The 21,241-nt window shown below is 74.4% G+C and carries 12 protein-coding genes; 4 read left to right on the top strand and 8 right to left on the bottom strand.

The window, feature by feature from the left end; genetic code table 11:
• Positions 1-57: 57 nt before the first annotated feature.
• The 3 genes from WMF28_RS39550 to WMF28_RS39540 form a co-directional block, all read right to left on the bottom strand.
• Positions 58-2,781: a protein kinase domain-containing protein gene (locus tag WMF28_RS39550; protein ID WP_437598836.1), complete on the bottom strand. Its 2,724-nt coding sequence runs from the start codon at positions 2,779-2,781 to the stop codon at positions 58-60.
• Between the two features lie 55 nt (positions 2,782-2,836).
• A complete protein-coding gene (locus WMF28_RS39545; RefSeq protein WP_437598835.1) occupies positions 2,837-3,265 on the bottom strand; it encodes a hemerythrin domain-containing protein in 429 nt (142 codons plus the stop codon).
• Positions 3,266-3,344: 79 nt separating this feature from the next.
• Positions 3,345-3,794, bottom strand: coding sequence for a hypothetical protein (locus tag WMF28_RS39540; protein ID WP_437598833.1), 450 nt, complete (start codon positions 3,792-3,794; stop codon positions 3,345-3,347).
• A 151-nt stretch (positions 3,795-3,945) separates the two neighbouring features.
• Between WMF28_RS39540 and WMF28_RS39535 the strand changes: the two genes are divergently transcribed.
• A complete protein-coding gene (locus tag WMF28_RS39535; protein WP_437598831.1) occupies positions 3,946-7,950 on the top strand; it encodes a transglutaminase domain-containing protein in 4,005 nt (1,334 codons plus the stop codon).
• A 232-nt stretch (positions 7,951-8,182) separates the two neighbouring features.
• Positions 8,183-9,103: a CBS domain-containing protein gene (locus tag WMF28_RS39530; protein WP_437598829.1), complete on the top strand. Its 921-nt coding sequence runs from the start codon at positions 8,183-8,185 to the stop codon at positions 9,101-9,103.
• A gap of 35 nt (positions 9,104-9,138) precedes the next feature.
• On the opposite strand, the gene WMF28_RS39525 is transcribed toward WMF28_RS39530, so the two are convergent.
• Both WMF28_RS39525 and WMF28_RS39520 read right to left on the bottom strand, forming a co-directional pair.
• Positions 9,139-10,140, bottom strand: coding sequence for an NAD-dependent epimerase/dehydratase family protein (locus WMF28_RS39525; RefSeq protein WP_437598828.1), 1,002 nt, complete (start codon positions 10,138-10,140; stop codon positions 9,139-9,141).
• On the bottom strand, positions 10,137-14,645 hold the full coding sequence (locus tag WMF28_RS39520) for an AMP-binding protein (protein ID WP_437598826.1): 4,509 nt from the start codon (positions 14,643-14,645) through the stop codon (positions 10,137-10,139). Before WMF28_RS39520 ends, WMF28_RS39525 begins: the two co-directional genes overlap by 4 nt.
• A 344-nt stretch (positions 14,646-14,989) precedes the next feature.
• Here WMF28_RS39520 and WMF28_RS39515 point away from each other — a divergent pair, with 344 nt between their 5' ends.
• Positions 14,990-15,925, top strand: a complete 936-nt coding sequence (locus tag WMF28_RS39515; RefSeq protein ID WP_437598825.1) for a deoxyribonuclease IV — start codon at positions 14,990-14,992, stop codon at positions 15,923-15,925.
• 79 nt (positions 15,926-16,004) lie between these two features.
• On the opposite strand, the gene hutU is transcribed toward WMF28_RS39515, so the two are convergent.
• On the bottom strand, positions 16,005-17,678 hold the full coding sequence (gene hutU, locus WMF28_RS39510) for a urocanate hydratase (RefSeq protein WP_437598824.1): 1,674 nt from the start codon (positions 17,676-17,678) through the stop codon (positions 16,005-16,007).
• 189 nt (positions 17,679-17,867) lie between these two features.
• On the opposite strand from hutU, the gene WMF28_RS39505 reads away from it, so the two are divergent.
• A complete protein-coding gene (locus WMF28_RS39505; protein WP_437598823.1) occupies positions 17,868-18,158 on the top strand; it encodes a hypothetical protein in 291 nt (96 codons plus the stop codon).
• Here WMF28_RS39505 and WMF28_RS39500 read toward each other — a convergent pair.
• Positions 18,155-20,221 (bottom strand): protein kinase domain-containing protein, encoded by a 2,067-nt coding sequence (locus WMF28_RS39500; RefSeq protein WP_437598822.1) that lies wholly within the window; start codon positions 20,219-20,221, stop codon positions 18,155-18,157. The two genes, WMF28_RS39505 and WMF28_RS39500, sit on opposite strands and share 4 nt — an antisense overlap.
• Positions 20,222-20,243: 22 nt before the next feature.
• Positions 20,244-21,221 carry a hypothetical protein gene (locus tag WMF28_RS39495; protein ID WP_437598821.1) on the bottom strand — a complete coding sequence of 326 codons (978 nt, stop codon included), beginning with the start codon at positions 21,219-21,221 and terminating at the stop codon, positions 20,244-20,246.
• Positions 21,222-21,241 lie beyond the last annotated feature (20 nt).

The raw sequence follows: 21,241 nt of genomic DNA, 5'->3' as shown, positions 1-21,241 counted from the left end.
TCGCTGAACAGCCACGGATAGGCGGGCGCCGTGGCGACGAAGAGCCCGCCGGGCTCTTCACTCTGCCTGCGGGGCCGGTTCTTCCTGGGGAGGCGACGCGGCCGGAGGCGGCGACTCCGCTGGTGACGTCCGCTCTTCGTCGGACGGCTCCGGGGGCGGCGTCGGGATCTCGATCGTCAGGTCGTCCACCTTGGCCGGCTCTTTCCGCGGCTTCTTCGGCGGCGGCGGCGGGCGCCGCTTCCGCGGCGGCGCCGTCGCGGTGGCGCTGGCCGAAGGCTGCGCCGTCGGGGCCGCCGACGCGGCGGGCGCCGTGGCGCTGGGCTGGGGCGCCGGCTCCTGCGGCGGCGCGGGCTCCGTCGCGACGGCGGGCGGCGGGGTCTCGCTCTCGGCTGCCGGCGTGCTCTGCGGCAGGCGCTGCGAGCGGAGGACCTGCCACGCGACGACGCCCGCGACAGCGACCAGCACGATCGCTGTCCAGCGAACGCGCCGGCGCCGGTGTGAGCCAGGGTCGAACTCCGGAAGCTCCCCCTCATGCGCCAGCCCGCTCACGCTGGAGGCCTTCATCCAGTGTTCCGGCGTCTGGCCGGAGGGCACGGCGCGATCCGGCGGGGCAGCGGCAGGCGCGACCGGCTGCTCGAGCGAGCGCGGCGCGCGCAGCGATGCGGGGGGCGCGGACGCCACGGCCGCGGCTTCCCCGACGGCGGCTCGCCCGGCGCCGTCGCGGGGCTGCTCCGGCAGCTCGTGGCTCGGCGGCGCCTCGCGCTCGTGCGCCGTTGGGTGGGCCTCCTGCGGCGAGAGCGCGCGCGGCGTCTGCGCGGCGAGCGGCGGCTCGGCCGGCGCGCTCGGCGCGAGGGGCACGCCGCTCTCGTGCGCCGGCATCGCAGGCTCGGCCGGCGCGCTCGGCGCGAGGGGCACGCCGCTCTCGTGCGCCGGCATCGCCGGCTCGGCCGGCGCGTGGGCTGCTGCGGGTTCGGCCGACGCGTGGGCTGCGGGCTCGGCCGACGCGTGGGCTGCGGGCTCGGCCGTTGCCTGGGGGGCGGGCTCTCCGGAGGCGGGCGTCGCGTCGGCTCGTGGACCGAGCGCCGCGGCTACGGCCGGCGCCATCCAGGGTTCGTCCACGTCGGTGTCGATCGGGTCTTCTTCGAACTCCTCGATGTCGACGTCGACGAGCGAGGGCGCGCTGTCGGCTGCCTCCCGGGGCGTCTCGCTGCGCGCCAGCGCCGGCGGCGAGCCTGAAGGGGCCTCGACGCCGTCCGCCACCGCGGGCGACGTGTTGCTCGGCGGCGCGGAGAGCGGCGTGCCCGTGGAGCGTGGCGTGCCTGTGGAGAGCGGCGGCCTCTGCGACGCGCTGTCGCTGCGCGGCGGCGCCGGAGGTCGATCGCCGCGCCGAGGCGACAGCGGCGAGCGCTCGCTGAGCGGCGGCCGCTCGCCGCGGTGGGACGAGGCCGGCGGCTGCTCGCTCACCTGAGCCAGAGGCGACGCCTGCGGCCGCTCGGTGGCCCGCGGCGGCGCCGGAGGCGGCCGCTCGGTGAGCCGCGGCGGCGCCGGAGCAGGCCGCTCGGTGAGCCGCGGCGGCGCCGGAGGCGGCCGCTCACCGGGCCGAGCCGACAGCGGCGAGCGCTCGCTGAGCGGAGGCCGTTCGGTGAGCCGCGGCGGCGTCGGAGGTCGCTCGCTGGGTCGCGCGGGGACCCGCGCGCTCGGTCTGACCGACAGCGGAGCAGCCGCCGTGTCGGTGGCGTGCTCGCTCGGCCGTCGCTCGAACGCTCGCGTCGAGGCGGCGCCTGCAGGGTCGGCCATCCGGGGAAGCGGCGGCGCCTTGGGGATCGTCGAGCCCGTCGCCGGCCGCGGCGGGGCCGCCGGAGGGCGCGTCGGCGAGGCGCGGGGCGGCATCGGCGGCGGCCGCGGCGAGCTCGGGCTGCTCGCCGTCTCGGCCGACAGCTCGGCGATGCGGGCGAGCGACTCCGCGAGATCGCGCGCGCTGCTGAAGCGCCGTCCCGGCTCGCGGTCGCACGCGCGCGCGAACCACGCGTCGAAGCTCGGCGGCAGCTCCGGGTTCACCCTCGAGGGGACCGGGATCTCGCCGAGCGAGATCTTGATCAGCAGGTCGCCGACCCCCTCGCTGTCGAACGGGAGCTCGCCCGTCACGCACTGGTAGACGATCACGCCGAGCGCCCAGAGGTCGGCGCGGTGGTCGACCTCCCGGAGCCCCTTCACCTGCTCCGGGCTCATGTAGTGCGGCGTGCCCATGAGCGTGCCGACCGTGGTGCGCTGGGCGGCCCGCTTCCCGTGCCCCACCTTGGCGATGCCGAAGTCGAGGATCTTGACGACCTCGTCGTCCTCGTTCGCGCAGAGGTAGAAATTCTCCGGCTTGAGGTCGCGGTGCACGATGCCGGCCCCGTGCGCGCGGGTGAGCGCGCGCGCGACCTGCGTCACGATCTTCGATGTCTCCTGGAGCGAGAGGCGGCGCCGGCTCGCGAGCCGATCGAAGAGGTCCTCGCCCTCGAGCAGCTCCATCACGATGAACGGCTGCTCCCCCTCGATGCCGTGATCGAGGATCTGCACGACGTGCGTGCTGCGCAGCTGGGCTGCAGCCGTCGCCTCGCGGCGGAACCGCTCGCGCGCGTCCTCCTGCTTCGCGAGCTCGGGATCGATGAGCTTGACGGCGACCTGGGTGCCGAGCGCCAGGTGCTCAGCGACCCACACCGAGGCTTGCGCGCCCTGCCCCACGGGTCGGATGAGGCGGTAGCGCTCGCTCAGCACCTGACCTGCTGCGGTAGACACGACGGCAAAAGCCTACGTCGAGGGGAACATCCGTGTCGAGTTCCTGCGTGCCACCTCAGATCCCCTGACGAACGGTTTCCTTCATCAGCTCGCGCCATTCGTCGCGGGTGAGCTCCGGATAAATGTAGTCGCCCTCGAAATTTGTATGGTGCAGGAGCAGCCGGGCGACATTGACGATGCTCCTTGCGACGTCGGCCTGCGCGACGCTCGCCAGCGCCTCGGTCGCCTCGCGCACGGCGGCGTGCTGCTTCAGCGCGACCTGGACCTCCTCGGTGAGCCCGCGGGCCTGGAAATGGGGGAAGATCGAGGCCTCTTCGTAGCGCATGTGCCGCTCCATCGGACCGCGGAGGAACGCGAGCAGGCTCCCGCGCTCGGCGCTCGCCTCGTCCGCGGAGCGCTGCGCCATCGCCATCAGCTTCCTCGCCATCTCGCGGGCGAGCTCCTCCTCCTGGAAGAGCTCGCTCACCATCCGGTCCAGCTCCATGATGTGCGGGCCGTGTAATCCAGATCCCGGGGGAGGTCGAGCGCGACGCGGCGGGACCTCGCGCGCGGGGCCGGTCGGCTCAGTCCTGCGCCTCGGCGCGGGCGCGGACGATCGAGGCGAGCCTGCCGACGACGCCGTTGGCGACCATCGTGAGCACCTGCTTCTCCAGCGCCTGTCGCTCGGATGGCCTGCCGCCGAACGAGATGCGCGAGCGGGCGGTGGGGCCGCCGACGACGCGGCCGACGATGGTGCAGCTCACGCGGTGGACGTCGCCCCGCGTGGTCGAGGTGAACTCGACGACGCGCGCGCTCAGCACGACCGAGCGCGCCTTGCCGAAGTCCGCCTTCTTCGCGGCGCTGGAGAGCATGCCGCGCAGCGAGCGCGCCCGCCGGGCCTGGCCTTCGCCCACGGTCACGTCGACGCTCTTCCACTCGACCTTCGTGTCGCGGGCGAAGGTCGACGCTGGCAAGACCGTGAGCGTGGTCAGGGCCATCACCGCCGAGAGCACCCATCGTGACGCACGGCGCATGCGAGCAGGCTAGTGGGCCGCGCGCTCGCCGGCCAAATTCGCGTACGGCTTCACGCCGGGGGGCGGCCGCTCCGCGCAACCCAGCGCGCCGATCGCCGCGCTCGCGCCGCGATCGGGCACGCGCTATGCCGTGGCCTGGAAGCGAGGATCGATGGAGCGGAGCTCGCCGGGGGAAGATCGACGCGATCGACGCGATCGACGAGGACGAGATCGACGCGAGGGGCGCGCGGCGCGCCGGGGCGGATGCATCGCGGCGCTGCTCGCGATCTCCGTCGTTCCCGCGGCGGGCAGCGCGCAGGCGCCGCGCCCGGGCGGCGCGAAGGTCGACCCGAGCGCCCCGGCGGCGGGCAGCGCGCCGGCGCGGCGCCCGAGCGGCGCGAAGGTCGACCCGAGCGCCCCGGCGGCGGGCAGCGCGCGCGCGACCGAGAAGCGCTCGCGCATCGCGCCCGCGCTGCGGTGGACCGCCGCGACGCCCGACGAGATGCTCGGCGCCGCGCTGGCCCGGGCGCGGCGGGGCGGCGAGGACGCGCTCGCCGGGCTCGTGATCGCGGCGGCCCTCTCCGATCGCGCGGCGCAGGGCCGCGCGCGGGAAGGCCTCGAGCAGATCGCGGCGTCGCCCTCGGCGCTCGCCGACGAGGCGCGCTGGCTCGCGGCCTCGCTCGCCCCCGCGCCTCCGGCGCCGACGTGGCCCGGCGCGCGCGCCGTCTCGTACGACGCGCCCCCGGACCCTTCGGGGCTCGTGAAGGCGTTCGCCATCCTCGGGCCGTTCCAGGACAACTCGGGCGGCGGGCTCGCGCGCCGCGAGGGGCCCGAGGCGGAAGGCCAGCGCTTCTCGGACATGAGCGCCCACTACGCCTGGGGCGTGTACGACGTCGCGTGGCGCCGGGTGCTGCCCGCCGCGGCGACCGCGCGCGGCGTGCCGCTCGACCTCTACATCCATCCCCGCGCCGAGAGCTGCACCTACCTCGCCTCGCGCGTGACCGTCCCCGCCGCGCTCGATCGCAAGCCGATCCTCGCCCACGTCGCCGCGACCGGCGCCGTCCGGCTCGCGTGGAACGGCGCCGACGTCGCCGCGAGCGACGCGGCCCACCAGCGGCTCGTGCTCGACCGCATCGCCGCGCGGATCGAGGCGCCCGCGGGTGATCACCTGCTCGCCCTCAAGGTGTGCACCGGGGCCGTCTCCGACGAGGGGCGCGTCCGCGTGCGCTTCACCGACGAGCAGCGCCGGCCGGTGGCGCTCGCGACCTCGTCGGACCTCACGAAGCTCGCGCTGCCCCCGGCCGCGTCCCCGGCCGTACGCTCGGCGACCGCCGTCGCGACGGCGCTCGACAGGGCGCTCGACGCGGGCGCGGCGCAGCCCCTGGATCAGACCCTCACGTCCGTCGTGGCGCGCACGCTCGGGGGCGCCGACGATCAGCGCTCGCCCCGCGCGCCCGGCCTGCTCGACCGCGTGACGCGGGCTCCGGGGATCTCCGCCGACGCGCTCGCCCTGGCGGGGTGGGTGTCCCCGTTCGGCGCGAACCGCAGCGGCTGGCTCGAGGCCGCGCGCGCCCGCGGCCTCGCCGAGAAGGACCGGGCCACCGCCGCCTTCGCGCAGCGCCGGCTCGTCGCGGCGCACCTCGCCTCGGACCGCGTCGACTGGGCGGCCGCCGCGCTGCGCGAGGACCCGCTGCGCTCGGCGCGCGACCCCGAGGCGCGCGTCCTCCGCGGGCTCGTCGAGAAGAAGCTCGGGACGTCGGGGTTCACGCGGGCCGGGCTCGAGGAGCTGCTCGCGGTCCTGCGCGAGCAGAAGGACCGGACGCCGGTCGTCGTCTGGCAGGAGATCGCGGCAGCGGCCCGGCTCGACCCGGCGCTCGAGCTGCAGGCCGCGCGCCGGCTCGCCGAGATCGCGCCCGAGTCGCGGGGCGCGCGCTACGTGCTCGCGTTCGAGCCCGAGGGCGGCGCCGCGCTGGAGCTCTCGGCCGCCGGCGCGCTCGCGCAGCAGACGTCGGCCGAGGACGTCATCCGCATCGGCCGCGCGCTCCACGACGCGGGCCGCGTCGCGTGGGCGCGCGAGGTGCTGTCGTACGCCGCGCAGGTCGCGCCGAACCAGCCCGCCGCGTTCCAGGCGCTCGCCGCGGTCCGGCAGGGCGACGCGAGCGCCGCGGCGGCCGCGCTCGCCCACGGCGCGCTCGCGCGGGCGCGCGATCTCGCGCCCGGCGATCCGTTCCTCAAGGCCGAGCTCGCGCTCCGCCTCGGCGAGGGCGCGGCCGGCGCGCCGGACCGGCGGCGCATGCGTGACGAGCAGCACCTCGTCGCGCCCGGCGTCTTCATCACGCGCGCGCGGCAGACCCCGGCGCGGAAGGGCGAGGTGGCCGACCGGCAGCTCCACTGGGTGCGCGTCGTGACGTACCACCCGGACAAGCGCGTCTCGCAGCTCATGCACTACGCGCGCGAGATCGTCATCGAGCCGCGCACCGATCAGGACCTCTACGAGCGCGACATCCCCGCCGAGGCGGAGGACACCGAGCTCCTGTTCGCGCGCGTGCACCGCAAGGACGGCACGGTCTCGCCGCCGGACGAGCAGGGCGCGGGCGGGCAGCGGCCGTTCGTGCGCTGGCCCAAACTCGAGACCGGCGACGTGGTGGAGGTCGCGGTGCGCGCGTGGACCCCGGGCCCCGTCGGTCGCCGGGGCGACGCGCCGTTCTATTTCATCGACTACGTCGGCTCGACCGACACGCGCCCGATCCTTTACAACGAGGTCGTCGTCGACTCGCCGAAGAACGATCCCCTGGCGATCGACGTGCTGAACGGCAAGGCGGAGCGGGTGCTCCGGTCCGAGAAGGACGGCCGCCAGGTGACGCGGTTCATCTGGGACGACCCGCCCGAGGTGCCCGAGGAGCCGCTCGCCCCGCACCTCGCCGAGGTGCTGCCGGTCGTCGTCGGCTCCACGTTCCACGGCTGGCACGACTTCCGGGAGTGGTACCGGGGCGCGATCGCCGGCTTCACCGAGCCCGACGATCAGGTCCGCCGGCTCGCCGCCGAGCTCACGAAGGGCAAGACCACGCGCGAGGACAAGCTGCGGGCGCTCTTCGACTTCGTGGCCGACGACATCCGCTACGTGAACTTCGTCTCGGGCGAGTGGTGGCTGCCGAACCGCCCGCAGGAGCTCCTGGCGCGGCGCCAGGGCGACTGCGACGACAAGGCGATGCTGCTCATCACGCTGCTCAAGTCGATCGGCGTCGAGGCGACGGAGGTGCTGGTGCAGACGCGGTACACGGGCCAGCCCTCGCTGCTCCGGAGCGAGGTGGCGGCGATCCCGGTGTTCGATCACGGCATCGCGTACCTCCCGGGCACAGGCGGCGCGCCGGGGCTGTGGCTCGACGCGACGAGCCCGCAGAGCCGGCTCGGGCCGCTGCCGGCGATGGATGCGCGCACGCTGGCGCTGTTCGTCGACGATGGGCCGCCGAAGATCGTGGAGACGCCGGCGAGCTCGCCGGCCGATCACGGCGTCGACGCCGCGTGGACCATCGCGCTGCTCCCCTCCGGCGCGGGCGAGCTCGTCGCGAAGGAGCGGCACATCGGCGACGCGGCCTTCGAGCTCCGGTCGAACCTGGCGGAGGCCGACGCGCGCGCGCAGTGGGTCGAGCAGTACCTCGCGTACGGCTGGTTCCCCACCGTCGACGTGAAGCCCAAGGTGGCGTTCCAGGCCGATCTCGCGCACGGGGCGGCGTCCCTCGAGTACGAGGCGCGCTCCGAGGGGCTCGCCCGCCGCGAGGGCGCGGAGCTCGCGGTGCCGCTCTCGGGCACGTCCACGATGACGTCGCAGCTCGCGCCGCTCGTGAAGCGCACGCTGCCCGTGGTCCTGCCGCCGAGCATCGCCCCGCGGCACCACAACCGGACGATCACGATCGTCGCCCCCGCGGGGTACGCGTTCGCCGAGCTCCCGCCGGGCGGCGATGAGGACGGCGGCGAGTTCGGCCGCGCGACGATCTCGTTCACGAAGGTGCCGGGCAAGAACGCGGTGGTGGTGAAGGAGCGGGTGATCATCGACCGCTCGACCCTCCCGGTGGCCCAGTACGCCGCCTGGCGCAGCTGGCTGCAGCGGGTCGACGGGCTCCTGCACCGGATGGTGAGGCTCGTGCCCGTCGCGCCGGCGGCCAAGCAGGCGCGCTGAGCGCCGGCGGCGCGGGGCGGCGCGCCGGCGGCGCGGGGCGGCGCGGGGCGGCGCGCCGCCGGCAAGCCATTTACTAAATAGTATTTACAAATCGACGAGGGCACGCACGACCGCCGGGCGAGGGCAGCCGCGCCCTCTCGGTTGGTACCGTTCTGGCTAGCTGTGTCCTCGACGCACGCGCGCACGCGCGCATGCTCACACGAGAAGATGCTGCCCAGGGGAGGGACTCGCCATGTCGCTCGAAGAGTACCGACGCCCGCGGATGATCGTTCTGAGCCCGCGCTCGACCGCTTACGACGCCGTGAGGGCGATGATGGACAACCACGTCGGCTCGGTCCTGGTCCACGATGGCCAGCGCCTCACCGGCATCGTGACCGATCGTGACATCGCGCTGGAGATCGTGGCAGGCGACCTCGACGCGCGCAGCACGATGCTGCGCGACATCATGTCGGACGAGATCGCGACGGTCGAGGTCGACGCATCGATCGACGACGCCGTGCGCACCATGCGCGAGCATGCGTGTCGCCGGGTGCCGGTGACCGAGCAAGGGCGACCCGTTGGCCTCGTGACCCTCGACGACCTGCTCGCCGACGGGGTCATCGACGCCGCGACCGCCGGCTCGATCGTCAGGGCGCAGCTCGAGGTGGCCGCCCGGTTCAAGCCGGAGGGCGCGACGCACCCCGAGGGGACCGCGCGCCCGGAGCGCTCGCACGGCCGCGTGCGGGCCCTCACCCGGCGCAAGGCGCGCGCGGACAGCGCCTATGGCCGTCTGCTCCACGCCGTCGAGCGCCACAGCGGCCTCCAGCAGCGCGACCGCGCCGAGCTCGCGCTCCAGATCGCCCTCGGCTGCCTCTGCCGCCGGGTGACGCCCCAGGAGGCGCGGCACCTCATCGCGCAGCTCCCCTCCAGGCTCCACCCGTCGCTCGAGCCGTTCCTCGACGGGCCCGACAAGCGCATCACGACCGCGACCATCGAGGCCGACGTCGCGCGCGAGCTCCGCATGGACCGCGAGGCCGCCGGCTTCGTGCTGCAGGCGATCTGCGAGGCGGTCGCGGACAGCGTGTCCGCCGGCGAGATCGAGGGGTTCCGCGGTCAGCTCCCGCTCGACATGAAGGACCTGTTCCCGCCGACCCCCCTGCGCCGGGCCGTCTGAGCCGCGTCCGGCCGCCCGATACGAGGCCGCGCCGCCTACGCCTGCGGCCAGACCACGCCGCGCGCGCGCAGATCGGCGACGGTGTCCGCGAGCGTCTCGAGCGGGTCGCGGGGCGTCCAGCCGAGCTCGCGCCGCGCCTTCGTCGCGTCGAGGTACCAGAAGTGCTGGCCCATCGCGGCCGACACCGGGTCGACCGGCAGATCGAACGGCAGCCGCTTCCGCGCCCGCTCGATGAGGTGCGCGCCCGCCTTGGCGAGCGCGATGCTCCGCGGCAGCCGCAGGGCAGGGGCCGGGACGCCCGAGATGCGCGAGAGGCGGCGGAAGAAGACGTCCAGGCTCATGTTGGCGGCGCCGAGCAGGTAGCGCTCGCCCGGGCGGCCCCTCTCCATCGCCAGCGCCATGCCCTGCGCCGCGTCGCGGGCGTCGACGAAGGAGAGGCCGCCCGCGGGGGTGAAGGGGAGCCGGCGCTCGAGGAAGCTCACGACGTCCCCCGTCGACGCGCCGTGGACGTCGCCCGGACCGAGCAGGATGCTCGGGTTGACGGCGACGACCTCGAACCCGGGCCCGTTGCGATCGAAGGCCGCGCGCTCGGCGTACAGCTTCGAGCGGTAGTAGGGCCAGCCGGCGATGAGCTCGATCGGCGGCTCGGCCGTCTCGTCGCGGACGTCGTTCGGATCCGTGCTCACCGCGACGACGCCGCTCGTGCTCGCGATCACCGCGCGCCTCACCCCCGCGTCGCGGCAGGCGTCGAGGGTGATCTTGGTCCCCTCGACGTGGGTCCGGTAGAGCACCTCGGCGTCCTCGCGGCGCCGCGAGACGCGCCCGGCGCAGTGGAAGAGCCCCTCGCAGCCCTCGGCGGCGCCGCGGACCGACGCCGCGTCGAGGATGTCTCCGCGGCGGAGCGACACGCCTTGCTCGGCGAGCGCGGGCGCCTCCGCCCGGCAGAGCGCCACGACGTCGTGGCCCGCCCCGCGCAGCGCCGAGACGAGGTGCGAGCCCAGGAAACCGGTCGCGCCGGTGACGAGATAGCGGCTCATGCGAGGTCGAAAACCTTCTGGAAGGTCTGGAGGAGGGAGATGTCGTTCGATTTCACGAGGCCCGTCATGAACTCCATCGGGCTCGGTGTGTAGGCCTCGCGGACGATCTTGGTGAAGATCTCCGGCGTTGTTTTGAGGACGCAGTCGGCCTGCTGGCTCGGCTTGCCGATCCGCGCCTCGCAGCTGGCCGGATCGATCCGCAGCGTCCACTTCGCCTCCTCCTCCGCCCCGAGCGTGACGTAGTAGGTGAGCGGCTGGGTGACCCGCCCGGCCACGTACTTCGCCTCGAGCTCGCGGAACAGGACCGTGAGCGGGTGCTCCTTCGTTGTGGCGGCCTGATCGATGCTCTCGACCCGGCGCAGGTCGAGCGCGCCGCCGTCCCTGAGCTTGATCACGGCGAGCTGCGTGAGCTCCGCGACCCTGCGGCAGGCCACCGCGTACTTCATCCCGGCGGTGAGCCGCCGGAGGTCGCCGATCTCGAGCGGCGGCCCGATGCGCGCGACGAGGTCGCGGCGGATCGGGACGCTGCGCCCCTTGGGGAGCGCCTCGAAGGTGCCGCCCAGGTAGAGGGGCAGGATGTCGACGTTGTGCGTGAGCGCGAGGTGCCCGATCGCCGGCTTGAACTCCAGGATGCTGCCGTCGGGGCTGCGCGTGCCCTCGGGGAAGAGCAGCACGGTCCGCCCGCGGTCGAGGATCTCGCCGGTCTGGCGCAGCGCCGTGCGGAGGCCGCCCTTGCGGTCGAAGGGCGCCAGGTTCGTGAGGTTCTCGAAGTAGGCGCGCCGCCAGCGGTTGCCCTCGAAGAAGTAGTCCTGGGCGGCGAGCGAGACGATGCCGTCGCCGTAGCTGCCCAGCGCGAACTTCACGAGCCCCATGTCGAGGTGGCTCGCGTGGTTCGAGATGACGATCGTGTTGCGGTTGTGCGGGATGAACGCGCGCCCGTAGACCTTCGGGCGCATGAGGTTCCCGTAGAAGCCGGACTGGACCTTGTTCATCCAGTGCTTGGCGAAGTCGGCCACGGGGCGGGGGATGTGGAGGGGCTCCTCGCCCGGCTTGTGCGCGTTCGGCTCCGCGATCGCGGCGCCGGCGGCGTCGTGCGCGAGCGCCCCCGCGCCCGCCTCGGACGCCGTGGCGGCCTCGGCGGCGAGGTGCGCGACGATCGCCTTCACCTCGGAGCGCTTCACCTGGCCGGACGCGGTGCGCGGCAGCTCGGCGTCGTGGAGGTGCAGGGCCATGGGGTGGCACGGCTTGGGCAGCGCCTGGATCGCCGTGCGGAGCGCATCGAGCGCGCGCTCGTGCTGCGCTGCCCACGCGAGCGCCTCGTCGCCGCCTCCGTCCTTCGCGCTCGGCGCTGCGGGGACGGCGAGGCAGGCGACCTGCTCGCCGCCGCGGCCGTTGTCGATCCCGACGATCGCGAGCTCCTTGACGTGCTTGACCTTGCCGAGCAGGCGCTCGACGTCGGCCGGGTACACGTTCTCGCCCTTCGCCGCGGTGATGACCTCGCTCTGCCGGCCGACGAGGACGAGCCGCCCTTGCTTGTCGAGCTTGCCGAGATCGCCCGTGTGCAGCCACCCGTCCGCGTCGAGCGCGGTCTGGGTCGCGCCGGGGTCGTCGGCGTAGCCCTTCATGACGTTGGGGCCGCGCGCGAGCACCTCGCCGACGCCGTTCGCGTCCGGGTCCGCGATCTTGATCTGCACGCCGGGGATCGGCTTGCCCACGTTCCCAGGGCTCACCGTCGGCGACGGCTTGGCGACGGTCAGGAGCGGCGCCGCCTCGGTCAGGCCGTAGCCCTCGGCGAGCGGCAGGCCGAGCCCCTTGAACACGGCGGCCGTGTCCCTGGGGAGCGCCGCGCCGCCGGAGATGAGGAACCGGACGTTGCCGCCGAGCGCCTCGTGGACGTTGCCGAAGAAGAGCCGCCCCATGTTCAGCCCGAAGCGCTTGCCGAGCATGCGGTTCAGCTCCATGGCCCAGCTGAACGCGGCGGCCGCGGCGGGCCCCTGCTCCTTCGCCCGGGCGACGATCTGGCGCTCCAGCATCTGCCAGAGCGCCGGCACGCCGACCATCGCCGTGATGCGGGCCCTCTTCAGCCCGTCGCTCACCCCGTCGGCCGAGACCTCGTCGAGGTAGATGATCCGCGCGCCCTGCGACAGCGGCAGGAGCAGGCCGCAGGTGACCTCGAAGGTCTGGTGGAGCGGCAGCACGCTGAGCACGCGGTCGCTCGCCTTGAGCGGGAACAGCGGGGCGAGGGAGGCGAGGAGCGCCGTGAAGTTGCCGTGCGTGAGCAGCACGCCCTTCGGCTCCCCGGTCGTGCCGCTCGTGTAGACCATGCTCGCGACGTCCTCGCTGCCCACGCGCACGTCCGGGGGCGCGAGCCCCTCGCCGGACGCCGGTCCCAGGCCGGCCACGCGGCCCTCAGCGAAGCCGACGAGGTCGAAGGCGTACAGGTTCGGCAGCGCCGCGCGCACCTCGGCGCCGAGCTTCTCCTCGACGTCGCTGTCCCAGAGGACGACCTTCGCCGTCGACGAGCGGACGATGGCCGCGAACGCGCCCGCGTCGAGCCCCGGGTCGAGCGGGACGGCGACGGCGCCTGCGCGGAGGATGCCGAAGAAGGCGACGGGCCACGACGGCTGGTTCGCGCCGGAGAGCGCCACGCGATCGCCGCGGCGGACGCCGAGCGCGGCGAGGCGCGCGGCCGTCTGGCAGGCCGCGTCGCGGAGCTCGCGGTAGCTCGTGCGCGAGAGCCCGTCCTGCTCGATCCGCTGCAGGGAGAGCGCATGATCGAAGCGCTCGGCGACCTCGTCGAGCAGGTCGACCAGGCTGTCGTAGGGCCGGAGCGCCTTGATCTCCCGGCGGAGCATGTTCTCCATGAGCGGGAAGGCCCACTTCTCCAGGCCGGGCAGGTGGACGTTCCAGATGTAGTCGCGCCAGTCGATCTTCTCGGGCGCCCAGACGAAGCGCGCCCGCTCCTCGGGCGGCATGCGGGCCATCGCCGCGCGCGTGTTGGCGCAGGAGTAGACCCAGTCCGCCTCCGCGACGAACGGCATGAAGACCTCGAGGAGGGTCGCCGTCTTCTGCTCGGTCCTGGCGGCGTTCTCCAGCGCGGCGGCGGCCGGCTTGAGGAGGGCGGCGGCGGGGCCGACGCCCGCCGTCTTGAGCAGGCTCCCCAGGCCGCGGAGCGCGCCCTCGATGGCGCGCGCGCCGTGCGCGTTGTACTGCTGCCGGCTCAGCCCGCGCGGCTCGAAGCGGGAGGACACGATGTCGAAGAGTGAGGTCTTCTTCCCCTCGAAGACCTGCCGCCGCTTGTAGAGCCCGGCGAGCTCCAGGTAGCGGTCCACGCGGCAGCCGTTCGTGTCGGTCGTCCCGTACTGGTACACGGCGGCCGCGCGGCCCTCGATGAGCTCGCAGAGCGAGGCGATCATGCCGCTCGCGGTCATGTCGACCGGGATGAGGTCGAGCCGCACGTCGTGGTCGCCGGGGAACTGCACCTGCCCCTTCGAGGCGAGGTAGAGGTAGGGCGCCGAGGTGTTGATCCCCTCGTTCCAGCCGCAGAACGGGAACTCGACGGCGGTCTCGACGACGGCGGGGCGGACGATGGTGAAGGGGAGCCCGGAGCTCGCGAGGACCTGCTCGCCGATGCTCTTCGTGTAGGTGTAGATGTTGGTCCACCCCCAGAAGAGCGCGCGCTCCTTGCCGGCCTCGACGAGCCGGTCCTTGATGAACTTGCGCTTCACCCTGGCGAGCTCGTTGTCGAGCGCGCTGCCGCGGCCCGGCTCGCCGCGCGCGGCCAGGTTGGCCTTGGCCTCGTCGAGGAAGGCGCTCTGCCGGAAGGCGTCCTCGCAACGCTGGCGCGCCTGCTTCACGAGGTCGAGGCACTCGCTGATCTCGCGCTGCGGGTCCCAGTGCGATCGATCGAGCGTGCGCTTCGGACAGGCGGCGCCGAACCACGTCTCGCCTGCGGCGCGGGGGAACGGGATCTCGGCCGGGTGGTTCTCCTCGATGAGCCCGGAGCGGTACCCTGCGACGAAGCAGGTGCTCGTGTGCATCACCTTGGCCCCGAGGGTCCGCGCGAGCTCGACGATGTTGCTGATGCCGAACGCGTTGACCTCGAGCGCCTCGTCGAGCGGGGGGTTGAAGTCGACGACCCCGGCCACGTTCACGACCGCGGCGATCTTGCCCGTGAGCTCCCCGACGCGGGCGTCGAGCCCGAGCAGCGGCAGGCCGACGTTGCCGTTCATCGGGGTGATCTTCTGCCGCAGGTACGCCTCGAAGGCGGGCCCCGGGTGCTGCTCGCGGATCGGGTCGAACACCGGCGAGGTCGCGATCTGCGACCAGAAGCGCTCTTCCGGCGACTGGTTCTCCTTCGATCGGACGAGCAGGTAGATGTGGTCGATCTCCGGGAACCTGGCGAGCAGCATGGCCAGCCAGACCTTGCCGAGGAACCCGGTGCCTCCGACCACCACGAGCCGCTTGCCGGCGAACACCTGAGACGGCACCAGCGGCGGGACCACCGCGGTTTCCTCGCCCTTGGCTCCACCCGGCGACCCCGGCTCCGCCCCTCGGGCGCCGGCTCCGTTCGTAACACCCATATGGCTCATCGAGACTCCAGGAAGGCCGCTCAATTCGCGCCTGGGCCGGAACGCGTCAAGGGTGAGGTGCCGCGAACCGGGGTTCGCGCCCTCCGGGCACGGGGTTTGCTCGCACGTTTGCTCGCAGAATTGGGGTCGTTGCGGAGGATCGGACGACGTGCTCCGGCGATCGCATTCGCGCGTGGCCGGCGGAAGCCGTGGCAGATCGGGCGTGTTCGGCGGAATGTCTTGCCGTCGCGGGGGACGCGACCCAAGCAGTGCGGCCGATGATCTTCGGGGCGCATGAGTCCGTGGCCGGCGGCCTTTACCGCGCGATCGCGCTGGCGGGGGAGGACCGCTGCGAGGCGCTGCAAATCTTCACCAAGGTCTCGGGCCAGTGGCGGGAGCCCGCGCTGAGCGCGGATCAGATCGCCGCGTTTCGCGCCGCACGCGCGGCGTGGGCCGGCGCGGGCCCCACGCTCGCCCACGCGAGCTACCTCATCAACCTGTGCGCCGACGACGCCTCGATCCTGGAGCGCTCGCGGGAAGCGCTGTTCCAGGAGCTCGCGCGGTGCGACGCGCTCGGGATCGACTTCGTGGTGTTCCACCCGGGCGCGCACCGCGGCCTCGGCGAGGAGGCCGGCCTCGACCGCATCGGCGAGAGCCTCGCGATCGTGCTCTCGCGGGGGAAGGGGCTCCGCGCGCAGCTGTGCATCGAGAACATGGCCGGGCAAGGGTCGACGCTCGGCGACCGCATCGATCAGATCGCCGCGATGATCGAGCGCGCCGGGCCGGAGGGGGCGCGGCTCGGGGTCTGCATCGACACGCAGCACGCCTTCGCGGCGGGGCACGATCTCCGGAGCGAGGCCGGCTACGAGCGGTTCTTCGGCGACTTCGACCGGCTGCTCGGCATGGATCGGCTGCGGTGCATGCACGTGAACGACTCGAAGGCGGCGCTCGGGCAGCGGGTCGATCGGCACGAGCGCATCGGCGACGGGGAGATGGGGCTCGTGCCGTTCTGGCGCCTCGCGAACGACGCGCGGCTCGCGCGCGTGCCGGCGGTTGTCGAGCTGCCGCCGCTCTCCAGGGAGCGACGCGGCTACACGGAGGAGATCGCGCGGCTGCGCGGCCTCAGGGGCGCGCCGGAGCCGGCGGGGGCGTCGCCGCTCCCCGTCGATGCCCGGCCGCCGAGGAAGGGAAAGCCGCGCACCTCGCGAGGCTGACGCCCGCGCGAGAGCGGAGCGCCTCGGGGCGATCGTGGCCCTGCGGCATGGCTCGTATGCGCCGCGCTGCTCGGCGCGCTCACCTCGCCCGGTGCGGCACCCGTACGCCCTTCTCGTCTGCAACGCGGATCGCCGTCTCGTATCCCGCGTCGGCGTGCCGGATGATCCCCATCCCCGGATCGACGGTGAGCACGCGCTCGAGCCTCCGCCGGGCGGCTTCGGTGCCGTCGGCGACGATCACCATCCCGGCGTGCAGCGAGTTGCCGATCCCGACGCCGCCGCCGTGGTGGAAGCTGACCCACGACGCGCCGCCGGCCGTGTTCGCGAGCGCGTTGAGGATCGCCCAGTCGGCGATCGCGTCCGAGCCGTCCTTCATCGCCTCGGTCTCGCGGAACGGGGACGCGACCGACCCGCAGTCGAGGTGGTCGCGCCCGATCACGAGCGGCGCCTTCACCCGGCCGGTGCGCACGAGCTCGTTGAACGCGAGCCCGACCTTCGCGCGGTCGCCGTAGCCGAGCCAGCAGATCCGGGACGGGAGCCCCTGGAACGCGATCTTCTGCTCGGCGAGCTCGATCCAGCGCCGGAGGTCGGGATCGCCCGGGACCGCCTCGAGCACCGCGCGGTCGGTGGCGAGGATGTCCTCGGGATCGCCCGACAGCGCGACCCACCGGAACGGGCCCTTGCCCTGGCAGAACAGCTCGCGCACGTACGCCGGCACGAAGCCGGGGATCGCGAACGCGTCCTGGCAGCCCGCCTCCATCGCGCAGGTCCGGATGTTGTTGCCGTAGTCGAAGACCTCGGCCCCGCGCTGCTGCATCGCGAGCATCGCCTCGACCTCGATCCGCATCCCCGCCTTCGCGCGCGCGACGTACGCCGAGGGGTCGCGGGCGCGCAGCTCCGCCGCCTGCTCCAGCGTGAGCCCCGGCGGGACGTAGCCGACGAGCGGATCGTGCGCCGCGGTCTGCTCGGTGACGAGGTCCGGCGTGACGCCGCGGCGGACGAGCTCCGGATAGACGTCGGCGGCGTTGCCGCAGAGGGCGATCGAGCGCGGCGTCCCGCGCCGGACGCTCTCGAGGACGGCCTCGAGGGCGCGATCGATGTCGTCGATGCGCTCGTCGACGTAGCGGGTGCGGAGCCGCTTCTCGATGCGCGCCGGGTCGATCTCGACGCCGAGGCAGGCGATGCCCGCCATGGTCGCGGCGAGCGGCTGCGCGCCGCCCATGCCGCCGAGCCCCGCGGTGAGCACCCAGCGGCCGCCGCCCGGGGCGCGCGCCGCGTGCGCCTTGCGCGCGGCGACGAACGTCTCGTAGGTGCCCTGCACGATGCCCTGCGAGCCGATGTAGATCCAGGAGCCCGCGGTCATCTGCCCGTACATGGTCAGGCCGAGCGCCTCGAGCCGCCGGAACTCGTCCCACGTCGCCCACCGGCCCACGAGGTTCGAGTTCGCGAGGAGCACGCGGGGCGCGTCCGGGTGCGTGCGGAAGCGGCCCACCGCCTTGCCCGACTGCACGAGGAGCGTCTCGTCGTCCTCGAGCTCCCGGAGCTCGCGGACGATCACGTCGAACGCCTCCCACGATCGCGCGGCCTTCCCGGTGCCGCCGTAGACCACGAGGTCGTCTGGCCGCTCCGCGACCTCCGGATCCAGGTTGTTGTGGATCATCCGGAGCGCCGCCTCCTGGATCCACCCCTTGCAGCTCCGCTCGCTCCCGCGCGGCGCGCGCACCCTCCGGGCCCCTTGCGCTCCCGTCGTCATGCTGTCGTGTACTCCAGCCGGCGCGGCTCGACCAGGCGGCGCGGCGTCCGTCGCGGCGCGCGACGCTCTGCGCCGACGCGTGACGTAAGCGTGCTCTGCGCGCCCGACGTCTCTCCAGGACAGCCGGCTTCGTCCGAACCGGAGTATGCTCGCCCGCGGCGCGAGCAGCGCCCGACCCCGGGAGAATCCATGATCTCGACGATCCGTTCGGCCCTCGCGCGTTGTCCGGTCCGGGCCCTTCCGCTCGCAGCCCTGGCGCTCTCCTTCGCGGCGACGGGGTGCGACAAGGTCGGGTGCTTCGAGTGGACCGAGCTCGAGGGGGAGTGCCCCGCTCAGGAGGAAGCGCTCGACTACTTCGGCGGCTCCAGCTGCGGCGGCGAGGTCCAGTCGGTCGACAGCGAGCCCGACTTCGACGGCGACTACTGCTGTTACGACATCACCAAGCGAGCCGACGGCAAGTACCCCACCTGTGCGTTCTAGGGCTCGTCCAGCGCGTTCCTGTCGAGCTCCTCGAGCGCGGCGAGATCCCGCGCTGCCAGCTCCTCCACGCCGCCGGCAGCCTCGCGCGGGTAGGCCAGCGCGATCTCGCCGTCGTGCAGGTAGAGGTGCTGGCCGTCGATGCACCCGTGCGCGCCTCCCGCCGCGTGGAGCGCCGCGATGGCCTCGCCGAGGCGCGCCCGCTGGCCCCTGGTCAGGGCGCGGCCCTCGTCGGCGAGCGCGCGGCCCTGGGGCGGCGCCACCCAGACCTCGCCGGCGGCGAGGTCGACCCGCAGGACGGACGGCAGGGCCGGGTGGCCGGCGCGCGCGAACGCCCGGGCCCGGGCGAGGGTCGCGTCGTCGAGCTGCAGCACGAGCACGTCGCGATCGAGCCAGGCGTCGCGCCATCGCCCCTCCGTGTCCCGGCCGTCGCCGACCTCGAGCGTCGCCGCGAGCCGCGTCGTCGTGGGGGGCGGCGCCTCGCTCGACCGAGGCCGGGCGCTCGCGCGCGACCGCCGCGGCCGCGGGCTCTCCGGCCAGGGGAGCGCGGTGATCGCGCGCCGCGCCTCGAACGCGTCGGCCGGGCGCGCGGCGGGGTCCTCCGCGAGCAGCGCCGCCACGATGGCGTCGTGGGCCGCCGTGAGATCCGGGTGGACCTCGCTCGGCGCCGGATCGAGGTGCCCGCCCACGGCGGGCGCGGGCGGCTCTCCGGTGAGCAGCTCGGCGAGCACCGCGCCGGCGCCGTACAGATCGCTCGCCAGCGTCGCCGGCCGCCCCATCCGCTGCTCAGGCGACATGTACGCGAACGTCCCGATCGCGCCCGCCGTCGCGGTCGTCGAGAGATCGCCGAGGTGCGCCGCCCCGAAGTCCGCGAGGTGCGCCGTCCCGATCTCGTCGAAGAGCACGTTGCTCGGCTTCACGTCGCGGTGAAGGATGCCGAGCCGGTGCGCCTCGCCGAGCGCGGACAGGAGCGCGCAGGCGATCTCGACGGCGCGCGCGGGCGCGACCGGCTCCCCCCGGAGCCGGTCGATCAGGGAGCCGCCGGCCATCCAGGCGAGCACCATCGCGGGCCCCTCGGGGTGATAGGCGCGGAGCGCGACGACGTTCGGATGCCGGAGCTGGGCGAGGGCCCGCGCCTCGCGCTCGAACCGGAGCAGCGCGTCGCGGCCCGCTCCGAACGCCGCGCCCGCGAAGATCTTCACGGCGACGCGCTCCGCCGTGATCCGGTCGCGCGCCTCCACCACGCGCGCGTGATGCGTGGCCGTGACCTCGCGCAGGGTCTCGTAGCGCCCGAAGAGGAGCGGCCCTGCGGGCGCGGCGCCGGCAGGAGAGGGCGCCGCCGCGGGGCCACCGGGAGCGACGGCCGGCGACGAGCGCGCCTCCTGGCTGCGCGGGTCGAGCCGGGAGAGCTCGTCGCGCACGGTCTGCGCGGCGTCCTCGAGCCCGAGGTCGCCCAGGCAGCGGCAGAGCAGCGGCAGCGCGCGGGCGCGCTCCGCGGAGGCGGGCGGCAGATGCTGCAGCGCCCGCACCGCGGCCTCGGCGCGGCCGTGGCGCGCGAGGAGCTCGCCGAGCGCGAGCCACGCCGCCGCGTCGCCCGGGCGGCGGCGGAGCGCGGCCTCGAGCACGCGCGCGCCGTCCGCGGGGCGGCCGGCGAGCTCGAAGCTCTCGGCGGCGCGGCGCGCGTCCTGTGCCGCGGTGAACGCCTCCGCTGCCGCGGCGTGGTCGCCGAGCGCCGCGAACAGCGCGCCGGCGTGGCGGGGGAACCCGCGCGCCGCGAGGTCGGCGGCGACGCGCAGCGCGGCGTCCCGGGGCGCTGTGATCGAGAGCTCGTCGAGCGCCTCGCGCGCGAGCGCGTCGTCGCCGCCGAGCGCGGCCATCAGCGCGGCGCGGGCCGGGTCCTCGGCGGCGAGCGCCTCCCTGGCCGCGCCGGCGAAATCGCAGACCCGCTCGAGCAGCTCCGACGCGCCCGCGCGATCGCCGGCCGCCACGAGGAGCGCGGCGCCGCGCTCGCGCTGCCCGATCGCGGCGAGCTCGTCCGCGCGCCGTCGCAGGTCCTCGTACGCCACCCCGAGGTCGGCCGCCCAACCGTCAGCGCGCGGCGATGCGCGCGCGGCCGTTCACGGAGAGGTCGAAGCGCACCTCGCCGAGATCGATCCCCGAGGCGCTGAACGGCACCTGCCGCGTGCGGTGCACGGCGAGCGTCGCGCTCGCGGGCAGGGGGCCGAGCGTCGACGGATCCAGCAAGGAGCCCGGGATCACGCCCCTCCCCGTGTCCTTGAACGCGCACCGCACGGTCGCGCCGTGCGCCGAGGTCACGTCGATGTAGATGACGTCGCGCGCCCGGTCGGCCTCACCGCCCTCGTCCGGGCGCCACTGCACCACCGCGCCGACCCCGGCGTCGAGCTCGACCAAGTCGGCCAGATCGGCGTCGCCCACCCGCACGTCCTCGGGACCGGCGGGGGCGTCGGCCTCGAAGGCGAACCGGTCGAGCTGCCCCGAGCCCGAGCTCTCGAAGACGTACCGCGCCGGCGCCGGCAGATCGCTGGTGGCGTCGCGCGACGTGTAGAACACGCCGAAGACCAGGGCGCCCACGTCGGGGAATGCGCGGGCGGCGAGCGGCATTTGGGTGCTGTCGGTCCGCATCGTCACGTCGCCCGCGTCGAGGAGCTCGATCGGGCTGAGGGAGCTGAAGCTGCTCGCCGCGTCATCCTCGGCGGCGGGCGAGAGGACCATGCAGCTGCCGGCGGTCGGGAGGACGAACGCCTGGCCGACCGCCCCCTCGGCGAGCTCGGGATCCATCGCGGAAGAGAGGCGCATGAACTTCGCCAGGACGTTGGTGACCGACGACGCGCTCTCGTCGGCCGCGACCGGCAGCGCCGCCTCGTCGAGCTCGACGGGGGCGGTGGCGGCGTCCCGGCTCAGGTTGATCGCGCGCTCGACGCGCACGACCCCCTGGGTGACCACCCCGCTGACGTCGGCCGCGTCGCCCGCGACAGGCGCCGAACAGCCGACGAGAGCCGCAACGGCGAGGAGGCATGAGGTGGAGAGGGCGCCGTAGGGACGCATAGATCCGAGTCTAAGGCCGG

This window comes from Sorangium sp. So ce590 (genome assembly GCF_051521365.1).
GTDB lineage: Bacteria > Myxococcota_A > Polyangia > Polyangiales > Polyangiaceae > Sorangium.
The sequence above is the reverse complement of the archived record's forward strand: the minus strand, read 5'-3'. Positions and strand labels throughout refer to the sequence as shown.